General features: G+C 57.6%; 18 protein-coding genes. 8 read left to right on the plus strand and 10 right to left on the minus strand.

The features are described 5' to 3' along the window. Positions 1-28: 28 nt before the first annotated feature. Both LA304_RS13705 and LA304_RS13710 read left to right on the plus strand, forming a co-directional pair. Positions 29-460: a DUF302 domain-containing protein gene (locus tag LA304_RS13705; RefSeq protein WP_224503732.1), complete on the plus strand. Its 432-nt coding sequence runs from the start codon at positions 29-31 to the stop codon at positions 458-460. Positions 461-496: 36 nt separating this feature from the next. Beyond that, positions 497-1,153: a Crp/Fnr family transcriptional regulator gene (locus LA304_RS13710; RefSeq protein WP_224503733.1), complete on the plus strand. Its 657-nt coding sequence runs from the start codon at positions 497-499 to the stop codon at positions 1,151-1,153. A 4-nt stretch (positions 1,154-1,157) separates the two neighbouring features. Here the strand turns inward: LA304_RS13710 and LA304_RS13715 are convergent, their stop codons facing one another. Then, a complete protein-coding gene (locus LA304_RS13715; RefSeq protein WP_224503734.1) occupies positions 1,158-1,352 on the minus strand; it encodes a YgaP family membrane protein in 195 nt (64 codons plus the stop codon). 197 nt (positions 1,353-1,549) lie between these two features. Then, a complete protein-coding gene (locus tag LA304_RS13720) occupies positions 1,550-3,049 on the minus strand; it encodes a CoA-acylating methylmalonate-semialdehyde dehydrogenase (protein ID WP_224503735.1) in 1,500 nt (499 codons plus the stop codon). A gap of 161 nt (positions 3,050-3,210) precedes the next feature. Here LA304_RS13720 and LA304_RS13725 point away from each other — a divergent pair, with 161 nt between their 5' ends. From LA304_RS13725 to coaD, 3 genes are all read left to right on the plus strand, one after another. Then, entirely contained in the window at positions 3,211-4,107 is an 897-nt protein-coding gene (locus tag LA304_RS13725) for a LysR family transcriptional regulator (protein WP_224503736.1), read from the plus strand. Between the two features lie 146 nt (positions 4,108-4,253). Continuing rightward, a complete protein-coding gene (locus LA304_RS13730) occupies positions 4,254-4,688 on the plus strand; it encodes a CBS domain-containing protein (RefSeq protein ID WP_224503737.1) in 435 nt (144 codons plus the stop codon). A gap of 113 nt (positions 4,689-4,801) precedes the next feature. Next, complete coding sequence (coaD, locus tag LA304_RS13735) at positions 4,802-5,296, plus strand: pantetheine-phosphate adenylyltransferase (RefSeq protein WP_224503738.1); 495 nt, start codon at positions 4,802-4,804, stop codon at positions 5,294-5,296. A gap of 33 nt (positions 5,297-5,329) precedes the next feature. Here the strand turns inward: coaD and LA304_RS13740 are convergent, their stop codons facing one another. From LA304_RS13740 to gap (LA304_RS13755), 4 genes are all read right to left on the minus strand, one after another. Next, the gene (locus tag LA304_RS13740) at positions 5,330-5,980 is read right to left on the minus strand and encodes a MarC family protein (RefSeq protein ID WP_224503739.1); all 651 of its coding nucleotides are present in this window, start codon (positions 5,978-5,980) and stop codon (positions 5,330-5,332) included. A 198-nt stretch (positions 5,981-6,178) separates the two neighbouring features. Then, a complete protein-coding gene (gene gap / locus LA304_RS13745) occupies positions 6,179-7,180 on the minus strand; it encodes a type I glyceraldehyde-3-phosphate dehydrogenase (protein ID WP_224503740.1) in 1,002 nt (333 codons plus the stop codon). 137 nt (positions 7,181-7,317) lie between these two features. Continuing rightward, a complete protein-coding gene (locus tag LA304_RS13750) occupies positions 7,318-7,461 on the minus strand; it encodes a glyceraldehyde-3-phosphate dehydrogenase (protein WP_224503741.1) in 144 nt (47 codons plus the stop codon). A gap of 172 nt (positions 7,462-7,633) precedes the next feature. Next, positions 7,634-8,629: a type I glyceraldehyde-3-phosphate dehydrogenase gene (gene gap / locus LA304_RS13755; RefSeq protein ID WP_224503742.1), complete on the minus strand. Its 996-nt coding sequence runs from the start codon at positions 8,627-8,629 to the stop codon at positions 7,634-7,636. 427 nt (positions 8,630-9,056) lie between these two features. Between gap (LA304_RS13755) and LA304_RS13760 the strand changes: the two genes are divergently transcribed. After that, positions 9,057-9,737, plus strand: a complete 681-nt coding sequence (locus LA304_RS13760) for a hypothetical protein (RefSeq protein WP_224503743.1) — start codon at positions 9,057-9,059, stop codon at positions 9,735-9,737. A 65-nt stretch (positions 9,738-9,802) separates the two neighbouring features. Here LA304_RS13760 and tkt read toward each other — a convergent pair whose 3' ends face one another. After that, positions 9,803-11,824 (minus strand): transketolase, encoded by a 2,022-nt coding sequence (gene tkt / locus LA304_RS13765; protein ID WP_224503744.1) that lies wholly within the window; start codon positions 11,822-11,824, stop codon positions 9,803-9,805. Positions 11,825-12,182: 358 nt separating this feature from the next. Here tkt and LA304_RS13770 point away from each other — a divergent pair, with 358 nt between their 5' ends. Together LA304_RS13770 and LA304_RS13775 are read left to right on the plus strand one after the other, a co-directional pair. After that, on the plus strand, positions 12,183-12,728 hold the full coding sequence (locus tag LA304_RS13770; protein ID WP_224503745.1) for a hypothetical protein: 546 nt from the start codon (positions 12,183-12,185) through the stop codon (positions 12,726-12,728). A gap of 2 nt (positions 12,729-12,730) precedes the next feature. Then, positions 12,731-13,147 (plus strand): cell division protein ZapA, encoded by a 417-nt coding sequence (locus LA304_RS13775; RefSeq protein WP_224503746.1) that lies wholly within the window; start codon positions 12,731-12,733, stop codon positions 13,145-13,147. A gap of 69 nt (positions 13,148-13,216) precedes the next feature. On the opposite strand, the gene grxD is transcribed toward LA304_RS13775, so the two are convergent. The 3 genes from grxD to LA304_RS13790 form a co-directional block, all read right to left on the minus strand. Then, positions 13,217-13,576, minus strand: coding sequence for a Grx4 family monothiol glutaredoxin (grxD, locus tag LA304_RS13780; RefSeq protein ID WP_224503747.1), 360 nt, complete (start codon positions 13,574-13,576; stop codon positions 13,217-13,219). 40 nt (positions 13,577-13,616) lie between these two features. Beyond that, positions 13,617-13,847, minus strand: coding sequence for a BolA family protein (locus LA304_RS13785; RefSeq protein ID WP_224503748.1), 231 nt, complete (start codon positions 13,845-13,847; stop codon positions 13,617-13,619). Between the two features lie 72 nt (positions 13,848-13,919). Then, complete coding sequence (locus LA304_RS13790) at positions 13,920-14,405, minus strand: hypothetical protein (protein ID WP_224503749.1); 486 nt, start codon at positions 14,403-14,405, stop codon at positions 13,920-13,922. Between the last annotated feature and the right edge of the window lie 5 nt (positions 14,406-14,410).

The following is a 14,410-nucleotide window of genomic DNA, read 5'->3' on the forward strand; positions in this document are numbered from 1 at the left end:
CTATGCTGTCTCTTAGGGAGGACATGTCATGAAACTTTTCAAGACTTTAGCGCTTTGCCTGATGGCCACGCCCGTATTCGCCAACGATGCCGCGATCACCTATGAGTATGACGGCACGTTCGAGGATGCGACCTTCGCCGTCGAGGATGCGATCATCTCCAAAGGTCTCGTCATCGACTACCGCAGCCACACGGGTGAAATGCTCGAACGGACGCGTGAGGATGTCGGCTCCGACGTGGTGCTGTTCGATGGTGCGGATATCTTTCTCTTCTGTTCTGCGAAGGTCTCGCGGCAAGTGATGGAGGCCGATCCGTCCAACATCGTCTATTGTCCCTACTCGATCTACGTTGCAGATCGCGACGGCAAGGTGACCATTGGCTTCCCGAATTATCCCGAGGGGAGCATGCAAGCGGTCGAAGATTTGCTGACCGAGATTGTCGAAGAGGCAACAAGCTTCTAAAACATGCGTGTCTGACCAGAAGGGGACGCGCGTCACATGGACTGGATTGATCGCTTTGAGGGGCTCGCGGGCCTTGAGCCACGGGTGCGGGAGCGTCTCGTGGCGCAATCTCAAATCGTCCATTTGCCTGAGAAGACGATCCTCTTCGGTCCGGGGAAGAGCCCTGAAAACTTGCTGCTCCTATTGGACGGCACCGTGCGTGTTCAGCAAACGACCGAAGGCGGGCGGGAGATCGTCCTCTATCGTGTCCATGCAGGGGAAAGCTGCGTCCTGACCACCGCGTGTCTCTTGGCCTATGAGGACTACGCGGCAGAGGGCATCGCGGAGACTGAGGTCGAAGCCGTCGCCATCCCGCGCCGTGTGTTCGACGATCTCGTCGCCACGTCGCAGAATTTCCGGAATTTCGTGTTCTCGGCCTATTCGCGGCGGATCACCGACCTATTCCATGTGATCGAGGAAATCGCCTTTCAAAAGGTCGATATCCGGTTAGCGGCCAAGCTGCTGCAACTTGCGGCAGGCAAGGCGCAACTCAAAGCCACTCACGCCCAACTCGCCGCCGAATTGGGGACCGCGCGGGAAGTTATTTCGCGTCAGCTACAGGAATTCCAACGCCGCGGATGGGTGGAAACCGCGCGCGGCGTTGTCACGCTCACAGATCGCGAGGCGCTCTCCGCACTCGCGCACTCCGGCTAATGCGTCAGCGTTTGCAGGTGTTCACGCCGATAATGGTGTAGAGCGGGCAGAAGTTGATGAGCCCTGTCACGAGCGGGATGATCCCGATCAGATAGAGCCAACGCATGGATGCGTCAGGGTTCATGAAAAAGCCCGCAATCAGGGCCAGGCCGACTACAACGCGGATGATACGGTCAATTCCGCCAACATTTTTGGTCATCGTGGAGATCCTCCAGTCATTGAAATACGATTTTCCAATCGCATCATCATATGCGCATGAAAAACCTGTCTTTGATCTTACCCCGAAAATTTGCACAGCCCTAGGATTGCATGCCCGAGATACCAAACGTCGGCGCCGGATACGAAAAAGGGCCCGCTATGGAGCGGGCCCAACGTAATCAGTGGGGGGAGAACTAATCAGTCGATGGCTTTGAAGTTCAGTGCCACGCCGTCTTTGATGCCGGAGAACCAGCGGGCGGAGACTTTCTTCGTCTTGGTGTAGAACTTGAACGCGTCCGGTCCGTATTGATCGAGATCGCCGAAGGCCGATTTCTTCCAACCACCGAAGGAGTAGTAGGAGAGCGGAACCGGGATCGGGAAGTTGACGCCAACCATGCCGACTTCGACACGGTTCACAAAGTCACGGGCCACATCGCCGTCACCGGTGTAGATTGCGGTGCCGTTGCCGTATTGGTTGTCGAGGATGAGCTGAAGCGCATCGTCGTAGCTGTCTTTGCGCACCATCGAGAGAACCGGACCAAAGATCTCTTCTTTGTAGATGTCCATATCCGGCGTGACGTCGTCGAAGAGGGTCGGGCCAACGAAGTAGCCTTCTTCATAGCCCTGAATTTTCAGGCCGCGACCATCGGTTACGAGTGTTGCGCCTTGCTCCACGCCGGAGTCGATCAGACCTTCAATGCGAGCTTTCGCCTGTGCGGTGATGACCGGACCGAGATCAACATCGTCGCCACCGGTGTAAGGCGCAACTTTGAGTTTTTCGATTTTCGGTACGAGGCGTTCGATCAGAGCGTCTGCGGTCTCTTTTCCAACCGGAACAGCGACGGAGATCGCCATGCAGCGTTCGCCAGCAGCGCCATAGCCTGCGCCGATGAGTGCGTCGGCCGCTTTGTCCATGTCTGCGTCGGGCATGATGATCATGTGGTTCTTCGCACCACCGAAGCACTGGGCGCGTTTACCGTTGGTGGCGGCGCGACCGTAGATATACTGCGCAATCGGGGTGGAGCCGACGAAGCCAACCGCCTGGATCGTATCGTTATCGAGGATTGCGTCCACAGCTTCTTTATCGCCGTGCACAACCTGCAGAACGCCGTCCGGAAGACCGGCTTCTTTGAAGATTTCAGCGAGCATCAGGGAGGTCATCGGAGTGCGCTCCGACGGCTTCAGGATCATTGCGTTGCCGGATGCGATGGCCGGAGACATTTTCCAGAGCGGGATCATCGCAGGGAAGTTGAACGGCGTGATGCCTGCTACAACGCCGAGCGGCTGACGCATGGAGTAAAGGTCGATGCCGGTGCCTGCGTCGGCGGTGTATTCGCCTTTGATCAGGGACGGTGTGCCCATGCAGACCTCGACCACTTCGAGGCCGCGCTGCACGTCGCCTTTCGCGTCGGGGATGGTTTTGCCGTGCTCACGGGAGAGACACTCTGCGAGGCGGTCCATGTTTTCGTTGATGAGGGCGCCGAACTTCATGAAGACGCGCGCGCGGCGCTGCGGGTTCACCTGAGCCCATTCTTTCTGGGCGATTGCTGCGCGTTCAACAGCCGCGTCCAGTTCGGCGGGCGTTGCCAGCGGAACCTTTGCGATCACTTCGCCCGTTGCCGGGTTGCGGACTTTCGAAAAGCGGCCAGAGGTGCCTGCGACCAGCTTGCCGTCGATAAAATGCTTGAGCTCTTCCATTAGAGATCCTCCTGTTTGACCGGCACTCTAGTCTTGCGTTTTTGTCTAAAAAAGATCGAATTTTCCAAAAACATTTTGCAATTTTGCATGTCCTCACGCAAGTAAGCTTACGGTCTTATGGCGCCCGCAAGATTTGAGCGACGGCCAAGGGAGGAAAGAAAATGTCGACGAACTGGGATGACCTTCGGGTGTTTCTCGCGGTTGCCCGCACAGAGAGCCTCTCCGGCGCGGGCAAGCAGCTGCGGATTGACCCTGCTACCGTTGGGCGGCGTATCAGTCGTTTGGAAGAGGCGCTCGGGGTGACACTCTTTGCGAAGTCGCCGCAGGGGTATGAGTTGACCCGTGATGGCGGACGATTGCTCGAACATGCGGAACGTGCTGAGCAATCCGTTTTTCTCGGGACCGAGGCTCTCAGCAACGAAGGGGACAGCCTCAGCGGTGTGATCCGCGTGGGGGCACCGGACGGGGCCGCCAACTACGTCCTGCCGCGGGTCATCGCCCGAATCGTGGAGCTGCACCCCGCTCTGAACGTGCAAATCATCGCCCATCCACGCCTGTTCAACCTGTCAAAGAGGGAAGTCGACGTTGTTGTGAGCGTTTCACTGCCGACGTCGGGGCGTGTGCTCGTGCAGAAAATCACCGATTACCACCTCTCCTTGGCCGCGATGGATTGGTATCTGAAAAAACACGCGCCAATCACGGATATTAGCTCTCTCGCCCCGCACAAGATCATTGGCTATGTGCCAGATCTGATTTTCGATAAGGAATTGGATTATCTGGAGGAAATCGGCGTAAACCGCGTTGATTTCTCATCTAATTCCGTCTCGGTGCAGCTCAATATGATCCGCGCCGGGCTCGGGTTGGGAATCGTTCACGACTTTTGTCTGCCCTATGTTTCGCAGATGCAGCGCGTGATGCCGGAAACCATCCGTTTACATCGGAGCTTCTACCTTGTGCGCCATGAAGACGACCGAAAAGTCGAACGTCTGGGCCGTTTTTGTGATCTTTTCGCGAAAACCATGCGCGAAGTTGTGGGTCAACTCGAAGCTGACGCTTGACAGATTGTCGCAGGAAGTGAACGCTCACATAGAGGAGTGCGAATGCGATTGGGAGGTCGCGTCGCGTATTTAAGCGTAAGAACAGAAGGTTGGCCGTTTTTCGGTTCGTCTCTTCTGTTCGGTCGGGTCAATCCAAGGGAGGAAATATGCTCGTCGGTCAGATTCTCAAAAACAAAGCCATCAAAGAAACCGTGACCATCCGTCCGGATATCACAATCGGAGAGGCAGCGACGTTGCTCTCTGCACGTCGGATCGGTGCCGTGGTCGTCGCCACGAACCCGCGCACGCCCGAGGGCATTCTCTCAGAGCGCGATGTGGTCCGCGAGCTTGGCAAATCTGGGCCGTCTGCTCTCAATAACAAAGTCTCCGATTTCATGACGCGCAAGCTCGTGAGCTGTAGCCCCAATGACACCGCGCTTGCCGTCCTCGAACGGATGAGCACGGGGCGGTTCCGTCACATGCCGGTTATGGACGGTGACGTGATGATCGGGCTTGTGTCCATCGGAGATGTCGTGAAAGCGCGTCTTGATGAACTCGCCATGGAAAACAATGCCCTTGAAGGCATGATCATGGGGCACTGACGGTCGTCAGGCTGATTGCAAAATATTTGTGACCTTTGACGGGGTGTTTGTTCCGAAGGGCCTTGATTTTGCGTGTGCAATAATGTTGCGTGCACATCAAAGAGGAGACCCACATGCGTATTGGTTTGTACCCCGGGACATTCGACCCCGTTACTCACGGTCATGGCGATATCATCCGTCGGGCCTGTGCGCTTGTGGATCGTCTCGTGATTGGGGTCGCAATCAACCGTGACAAGGGGCCTCTGTTTTCGCTCGAAGAGCGCGTGGAGATGCTCAAAGAGTATACTGCGGGTCTCTCTGACACCACTGGCTGCGAAATCGTCGTACATCCGTTCGAGAACCTCCTCATCCAATGCGCGCGCGACGTGAATGCGACGATCATTCTGCGTGGTCTGCGCGCTGTTGCTGATTTCGAATACGAATATCAGATGGTGGGCATGAACCGCGCGCTCGATGACAAGATCGAGACCGTGTTTCTCATGGCCGATGCCCGCCATCAGGCGATTGCCTCCAAGCTCGTGAAAGAGATCGCGCGCCTTGACGGAGACATCTCGAAATTCGTTTCGCCTGCGGTCAAAGAGCGCCTGATCGCGAAATTCAACGCCTGACACGTTGGGCGCGTCGTCGCGCCTAACGCCGCCTCAGAACGCCGGAATGACTCCGATGGCGACGAAGCCTTTGAGCACGGTGTCCACCGCGACGGCGGCGAGAACCATTCCCATCACCCGTGAAACGATGGCCGCGCCGGTTTCTCCGAGCACGCGCAGGATCGGTTGTGCCGCGACCAGGATCAACAGGGTAATGAACAACACGATGAACATGATGGATGCCGTCATCGCCTGATGGGCGATGGAGAATCGGTCATTGTCGGTGAGCATGACGACCGCCAACATCGCGCCCGGTGAGGCGATGGATGGCATGGCGAGCGGAAAGACCGCTGCGCGCTTTGCCTGCGCTTTCTTATCTTTCAGTGGCTTCTCAACCTGTGCGGCCTCTTGGGATGGTTTGCCGTCGCCAAAGATCATGGTGAGCGCGAAGAGAAACAGGACGAGCCCGCCCGCAATCTGGAAGGACGGTAGCCCGAGCCCGAGGGCTTCGAGAATAATCTGCCCGAGCAGAATGAATGCCAAGAGGATGCAGAACGCGATCAGAACAGCGCGGAAGGCGACCTTGCGCGCGTATTTGGCCGGCAGGCTCGCGGTGGCGCCGATAAAGACGGGGAGGGTGCCGATGGGGTCAATGACGACCCAAAGGGTGATGAACTCGCTGAGGAGCGTCGAGATGTTTGGCATGGATATCGATCTGGCGCAGAACGCGGGCGTAAGGAGGGCTATGGAGGAGGGCGGCCTGTCGCATGGCCACTGAGGCATCACATAAGGAGCGTCACCGGATATAGCAAACGCTCCGAAGGAAAAACCTTCGGAGCGCTCCTCTCCCGTTCGCGCGGGATAGCTATATGCGAGGGCCGAGGCCCCCGCTCTCTGTGTGTCTTAGAGGAACTTGCTCATCGCAACGGCAGTGTCGCCCATGCGGTTCGAGAAGCCCCACTCGTTGTCGTACCACGTCAAGATGCGCACCATGGTGCCTTCCATGACCTTGGTCTGGTCGGTGTGGAAGATAGAGCTGTGCGGATCGTGGTTGAAGTCGGTGGAGACCAGCTTGCGATCGGTGTAGCCGAGCACGCCTTTGAGCGGGCCGTCTGCGGCTTTGCGGATCAGGTCGTTGATTTCTTCGACAGTGGTCTCGCGCGCAGCTTCGAAGGTCAGGTCGACAACAGAAACGTTCGGCGTCGGAACGCGGATCGCAACACCGTCCAGTTTGCCGGCGAGTTCCGGAAGAACGAGGCCAACGGCTTTCGCGGCGCCGGTGGAGGTCGGGATCATCGACAGAGCGGCGGCACGTGCGCGGTAGAGATCCTTGTGCATCGTGTCGAGCGTCGGTTGATCGCCCGTGTAGCTGTGGATCGTGGTCATGAACCCTTTCACGATTCCGATTTCGTCGTTCAGAACCTTCACGACCGGAGACAGGCAGTTCGTCGTGCAGGACGCGTTGGACACCACGATATCGTCTGCGGTGAGAACCGAGTCGTTGACCCCGTAGACGACGGTCTTGTCTGCGCCGGCGGCGGGTGCGGAGACGAGAACGCGTTTGGAGCCGTTTTTGAGGTGCAGCTCTGCTTTCTCTTTCGCGGTGAAAATACCGGTGCATTCGAGCGCGATATCCACATCACCCCAAGGCAGGTCTTCCGGATTGCGGATCGCCGTCACCTTGATCGGGCCGCGACCCGCGTCGATGGTATCTTCGGTGAATTTCACTTCGACCGGGAAACGGCCATGCACCGAGTCGAACTGGAGCAGATGGGCATTCGTTTCAACCGGACCCAGATCGTTGATCGCGACGACCTCGATATCGGTACGTCCCGATTCGATGATCGCGCGCAGCACGTTACGTCCGATACGACCAAATCCATTGATTGCGACTTTCACGGCCATTACAGCACCTCCTTGACGCTTTGGCTGGAGAAGAGACGGAGGATGTCCCTTCTTGTGTGAGCCGAGACGGGCATGTCCGTCTCAGAAAATTGTGCAGGCGTGTTCCCAAAAAATCAGAAAAACACGCACAAGACGGCTCAGCGCCAGAATGCGATTAAATCAATCAGATCGAGAAGTTCGCGGAACATAAAGACGGTTCCGTCACCTTCATTCAGCCCAAAATCGAGGCCAAGGACGATCAAGATCACGATGGCAAGCCCGAGGGCGATCTGGTTGGTCATATCTGTCGCTGTTGCTTCGTCTTGGCGGCACTTTGCGTCAGAGGCACAAAGAAGGAAAGGGGTCAGATCAAAAAACAGAGAAAACTCCGGGCACCTACATGCCGGAGTTTCGGAGAGTGTGTTGGAAAACACAGGCGGGGGCTCCTCCTGCCGCCCGCCTGCGGGGCCCTTCTCAGAGACGGCCCATTGCGGCGGCAACGTCGGCCATCCGCGCAGAGAATCCCCATTCGTTGTCGTACCAGGACAGAACGCGCACGGTGCGGCCGATCACTTTGGTCTGGTCCGGAGCGAAAATGGACGACTGTGTGGTGTGGTTGAAATCGATCGAGACCTTCGGCTCTTCGTCATAGCCGAGGACCGCACGCATGTGGCCTTCGGCGGCCTCACGCATGATTTCGTTCACATCTGCGACCGTGACGTCTTTGGACGCCTGGAATGTCAGGTCAACGGCGGACACGTTTGGCGTCGGGACGCGGATCGCGGAGCCGTCGAGCTTGCCGGTCAGTTCCGGGAGCACTTCGCTCAGGGCTTTCGCCGCGCCGGTGGACGTCGGGATCATCGCCATGGCGGCTGCGCGGGCGCGATACAGGTCCTTGTGACGGCGGTCGAGCGTCGGCTGATCACCGGTGTAGCTGTGGATCGTGGTCATGATACCGCTCTCGATGCCGATGGCGTCGTTGAGCACTTTGGCGAGCGGGGCGAGACAGTTTGTGGTGCAGGAACCATTCGACACCATGCGCTCGTTCTCGCGCAGTTCGCGGTGGTTCACGCCGAACACAACGGTGCGGTCCACATTTTTCGCCGGTGCGGAGATCAGAACCTTCTTTGCGCCGCGTTCGAGGTGGACGTTGGCTTTGTGGCCGTCGTTGAATTTGCCGGTGCACTCGAGCACGACGTCAACGCCTTCCCAATCCAGTTCGTTCGGATCGTAGGTGGACATCACTTGCATCGGGCCGTGGCCGATGTCGAGCGTGTTGCCCTCAACGCGAACCTCACCGCCGAAACGGCCGTGCACGGAGTCGTATTTCAGGAGGTGTGCATTGGTTTCGATCGGGCCAGTGGCGTTCAGCTTGACGACTTCGACCTCGTTCAAGCCAGCCTCGGCGATGTGAGCCAAGGTGCAGCGTCCGATACGGCCAAAGCCATTGATGCCAAGTTTGATGGTCATGTGCGTCTCCAACAGCGACAGGGATAGCTTGGCTGGTCGTATACGACGGTGTGCTATGGTGGAAAAGCTTTTAACGCCAACATGTTAGCGTAAACATGCGATGTTAGCGACAACATGTTGCGTTAGCGAAAACATCCGCCCCTGATGTCGTGGGGTCGCTCTGCTGATGTGATTGCCGGATGATTTGGCGTCTGGCAAGAGGACTTTTGTGGAAAATCGAGAGGTTAGCGCTCGCATTCTGTGTCATGCGCAAAAGGTGCACAAAAAAGCCCCGCATTGAGGCGGGGCTTAAGCCATAAATTTTGCGACAATTGCTCAGCGTATTCGTTCTCACAATTTGCTCCTGCAAATGGTTGTATGGGAAACACCTAGTGTCTAGGCTTTCCACAATCATAATTTATTGAAAGTTTTTGATATGCTTCCAGTCTTGGCTATACCCGTTCTTCATTCATCCGGTGCGTGGATCGCTTCAACCGCCGCATCGGGTTACGTGGCAGGCACATTGTCGTCGACATGGGTTGGCGCCTTCATTCTCGGAAATGCAGGGCTGCTCACATCATCTGGACTCGTTTCTGCGACAGGTCTTGCGGCTGCTGCTAGCGTTGCCGCCTCTTCATCGAGCGCATTTGTTGGAGCAACTCTATCCGCGGTTGGACTTGGAGGTCTTGCTCAGTCGTTGGGGCTGGTTCCTGTAACATTCCTCGGCCTGACGCCTGTGGGTTGGGTCGTGGCGGGCGCTGCCTCTACAGCGACAGTCGGCATCGGGTACCTCATTTCAAAGAGAAAACTCTCGCAAATCAATGAGGAGCGTGAAAAAGGAGGGCTCGATCCGATTGGAGTCAAGGGAATTATTGACGAGATCCGTGCCTTTGAGGAGCGAGCAAATCGAAATGTTTTTACGAAGCTATCCCTTGAACGCGCTGATGTGAATTTCGACAAGGATCACGATAATGTTGAAATTAGGGGCGAAGTTTATCGCCTTGGACGTCTCCGCTATGTCGTAAATGTAGATGGTTCTGAAGAGGTGTTTTTTGTTTCGAAGGTAGGGCGAAAGAAGCGCCTATTGGTTGTGAAACCCTCGGGAAGTGCTGGTGCTGTGATCGTGTGATGTCGCCCCAATGAGAAAAAGCCCCGCACTGAGGCGGGGCTTTTGAACTTTGAGTGTGTCGGGGATTAACCCAGAAGCGCTTTGACCTGAGCCACCACGTTGTCGGCAGAAATGCCAAACTTCTCGTAGAGCTCTTCTGCAGGAGCGGAGGCGCCAAAGCGGGTCATGCCGACAAACGCCTGTTTCGCTTCGCGGCCACGCTCGCCGAGGAGCCAGCGATCCCAGCCGCCTTCGCGGACAGCGGCCTCGATGCCAACGCGCACCGGACCAGCCGGAAGCACCTTGCGGCGGTAGGCTTCGTCCTGCTCTGCGAAGAGCTCCATACAGGGCATGGAGACAACGCGGGTGCCGATGCCGTTTTCCTGCAGGATCTTGCGGGCTTCCATAGCGATGGCCACTTCGGACCCGGTTGCGATGAGGATCGCTTCGCGTTTGCCCTCAGCTTCGGCCAGAACGTAGGCGCCTTTGGAGACGAGGTTGGTGTTCTTGTGCTCGGTGCGGAGCGTCGGAACGCCCTGACGGGTGAGAACGAGAACGGACGGCGTCTTCTGCGACGTCAGCGCGATTTCCCAAGCTTCTGCGGTCTCAACGGTGTCACACGGACGAATGGTCATCGTGTTCGGCGTTGCGCGGCAGATGGCGAGGTGTTCGACCGGCTGGTGGGTCGGACCGTCTTCGCCGAGGCCGATGGAGTCGTGGGTCATGACGTAGGTCACAGGGATCTGCATCAGAGCGGACAGACGCATCGCCGGGCGCGCGTAGTCGGTGAAGCAGAAGAACGTGCCACCATATGGACGGATGCCGCCGTGGAGCGCCATGCCGTTCATCGCAGCGGCCATGCCGTGCTCACGGATTCCGTAGTAGACGTAACGACCTTTGCGGTTGGTCTCGTCGAACGTGCCCAGACCAGCGGTCAGGGTGTTGTTGGAGCCGGTGAGGTCAGCGGAGCCACCGAGCGTTTCCGGCATCACCGGGTTCACAACTTCGAGCACCTTCTGAGAGGATGCGCGGGTTGCAAGTTTCGGCTGCTCTTCGGAAATCTGCTTTTTGAAGGCTTTGATCGTCGCGGAGAGTTTCTTCGGAGCTTCGCCCGCGAAGACGCGGTTGAACTCGGCCTGACGGCGTTCGGACTGCTCTTCGAAACGGGCTTCCCAAGCAACGCGCTCTTCACGGCCTTTGGAACCGATTTCTTCCCACTGGGATTTGACGTCGGCTGCGACCTCATACGGACCCCAGTTTACGCCGTAGATTTCTTTGGCGGCTTTGAGGGCGTCGGCGTCGGTGAGCGCGCCGTGGCCTTTGGAGGTGTCCTGTGCCGCGTGACCCAGAGCGATGTGGGTTTTGCAGGCGATCATGGACGGCTTCTTGGACTTTTTCGCAGCTTCGATCGCGGCGTCGATTTGCTCCGGATCGTGACCGTCGATTTCGATCACGTGCCAACCGGCGGCTTTAAAGCGCTGCGGCTGGTTGGTGCGGTCAGAAATGTCCACGGTGCCGTCGATGGTGATGTTGTTGTTGTCCCAGAAGACGATCAGCTTGCCGAGTTTCTGACGACCTGCGAGGGCGATGGCCTCTTGGGACACGCCTTCCATGAGGCAACCGTCACCCGCGATCACGTAGGTGTAGTGGCTCTGGAGCTTAGCACCGAAACGGGCGCGCAGGGATTCTTCTGCCATGGCAAAGCCAACAGCGTTGGAGATGCCCTGACCAAGCGGACCGGTGGTGGTCTCAACGCCATCGAGCAGGAAGTTTTCCGGGTGACCGGCGGTTTTCGCGCCCATCTGGCGGAAGTTTTTGATCTGCTCGAGCGGCATCTCTTTGTAGCCGGTGAGGTAGAGCAGGGAGTAGATCAGCATGGAGCCGTGACCAGCGGACAGGATGAAACGGTCGCGGTCCGGCCAGGTCGGCGCAGCGGCGTCGAACTTAAGGTGTTTCTCGAAGAGAACAGTCGCGACGTCGGCCATACCCATCGGCATGCCGGAGTGACCGGAATTGGCGCCGGCAACAGCGTCGAGCGTCAGAGTGCGGATGGCAGCAGCCTTCATCCAGTGGTCGGGGTGCGCCTCGCGCAGGTGAGCGATATCCACGGGCGGATCTCCTTTTGGACTCCCAGAAATGTGCCGACTCCTCCTCGAGTCCGGCATTCGCGCCCTCTGTTACCGATGTGAGGGCAAAGTGCAAGCAATGGTGTGATCTGGGCGGTAAATAGCGCAATCAGGCCCTGTTTGAGAGGCTTCGGCCGCATTTCCCCGGTCTATCAGTGCTCACTGGGCACTTCTGTCGAATCAAGGACGCAAAAAGGCGATGATCATTGCTCTTACCCCTTGAGCCCGAGAAACAATTCGGCTTTTCTAATCTGAAGGGCAGTGGAAGGGTTTGTTTACCCTCACACGGGCAAAATAAATAAGAAATCAGAACCGTAGAGCAGATTGTGGGGACGTTGCCATGAGCGAGATTTCCGAATTCGAAGCACGGATCACGGCCGCGCTGGAGCGGATCGGGCGGGCTGTTGCCGTCGCTGAAAAGGGACAGGTGGCCGCACCAACTCAGGTAGACGGCGACGACGCGCAGACCGAGAAACTCGAAGCGCTCGAGAAAGAGCTCGCGGAAGAGCGAGAAGCAAATGCGCGCCTTGAGGCGCGAGTAAAGGCAATCCAACGCCGTCAGGAAATCCACGTCGCAGGGCTTGAGGGCGAGGTTGAGAAGCTACGTAGCCAGCTGATGGATCACGATACAGCGCTCCAGAAACTGCGAGAGATGAATGGCAAGCTGCGGGATGTGAACATTGCCTTGCGGACCGCGAATGCCGACGGGCTTGCGGATCCTTCCCTCATCAACACCTCTTTGCAAACAGAGTTGGATGCGCTCAAGACCTCCCGCGAGGCCGACACAACAGAGATGAATGCCATTCTGACCGATTTGCGTGATATGGTAGCCAGGGCCGAAGACCTTGGTGAAGATGACGAGCAAACGCCGGTCGAGGAGGTCTGAAGATGCCCGAAGTGAATATCTCAATCGGTGGCCGTGAATTCGAAGTCGCCTGTCAGGAAGGCGAGGAGCACTTTCTGCAATCCGCAGCGGCCCTTTTGGACAACGAGGCCTCCGTGCTCGCGAGCCAGATTGGACGCCTGCCCGCCGAACGGATGCTGTTGATGGCGGGGCTGATGCTCGCCGATAAAACCGCGGGTCTCGAAGAACAAATGCGTGCGCTGGAGACCAAACTCGCGGCGCATGAGACTCTGATTGAAGAATTAAAGTCGCGTCCGACGCCCGAACCTGAAAAGGTCGAGGTGCCGGTTATTCCCTCTGATGTCACCGATAGCCTCGCGGAATTGGCGGCGCGCGCAGAGAGTATGGCTGCCGCGTTTGAAGAGCGCCTTGGCGGGGTCGAAGACGCATCAGCCGAATAAGTTCGGCCAACTCGGAATGCAAAAAGCGCGCCCCACAGGGCGCGCTTTCTTTTTGGTGTGATGCTCAGATCAGGCGTTTGCCGCGCGGATCTGGTCGGCTTTTTCTTTGTCGAAGTTCACGCCCTTATCAGCGAGCATCTGGTCCAGTTCGCCGGAGAGGGTCATCTCGATCACGATGTCACAGCCGCCGACGAACTCGCCTTTGACGTAAAGCTGCGGGATGGTCGGCCAGTCGGAGAATTCCTTGATCCCCTGACGGATGGCTTCGTCGGAGAGGACGTCAACATCCATATAGTCGACGCCCATGAAGTTGAGGATGCCTGCAACTTTCGAGGAGAACCCGCAACGCGGCATCATTTTGGTGCCCTTCATGTAGAGCACGACCTCATTGTCATCGACGGTTTTCTGAATGGTCTCTTGAGCAGTCATTTTGTGTCCTTTCGGAGAATCTGGGAAGCGGGGCTGCCGGTTACTCCGGTGCGCGCGTGGTCAGGGCGAGAGCGTGCAGCTCGCCGCTGTCGATTTTTTCTTTCAAGGCTGCATTCACCAGACGTTGCTGCTGAACTCGGTTCATCCCGGCGAAAGAGGCATCAATAACTTCTGCAGCGAAATGCTGACCGTCGTCACCTTGAATGGTGATTTCGGCGTTGGGCAGGGCTTCGCGGATCAGATGCTCGATATCTGCGGGTGTGATGGCCATACGTGGCGCTCCTTGGCGTCGTTGCTTTGTTTGAAGTGGAATGTAAGCTCTGGCTCACGGCGCTGCAAGCGCTCAGGCACGGGGCAACTGTGCGAGCGCGGTCAAAAAGGTTTCGAAATCTGCACGAAGGGTGGGGGTGTCGCTCCATAGACGCGCGCATTTTCGCAAAAGGCGCTGGCGGTCGGTCTCCAATGTGTCGGGCAGGTTCATGTGTTCTGCTTCAACGAGGTGGCGCATCCGTTCGTGGAGCGGTTTCAGGGCGGCAAAGTCACGCAGCATGGCGGGGAGGAGCGTGGGGTCATCCTGCCAGCTTTCGCCGTTGAACCGCATTTGCGTGACGCGCTGACCCGCACCCGCGCAGTCATAAAGCACGCAGCCATGGTTGCCGATGGTTTCGAGATCTTCGTGCACACGGCAGAGATGGCCGGTCAGGTTCGGGCAGGGCGTTCCCGCCGGTTTGTCGAACGAAAACAGGTCGCCTTTGTCGATGGTGAGGCCAACGCAGCAGAGCGCCGCGCATTGGCTGCAATCGGAGTTGAGGTCGGGAAGGTCGGTCATGTGGG

It is taken from the genome of Celeribacter litoreus, from assembly GCF_020165855.1.
Taxonomy (GTDB): domain Bacteria; phylum Pseudomonadota; class Alphaproteobacteria; order Rhodobacterales; family Rhodobacteraceae; genus Celeribacter; species Celeribacter litoreus.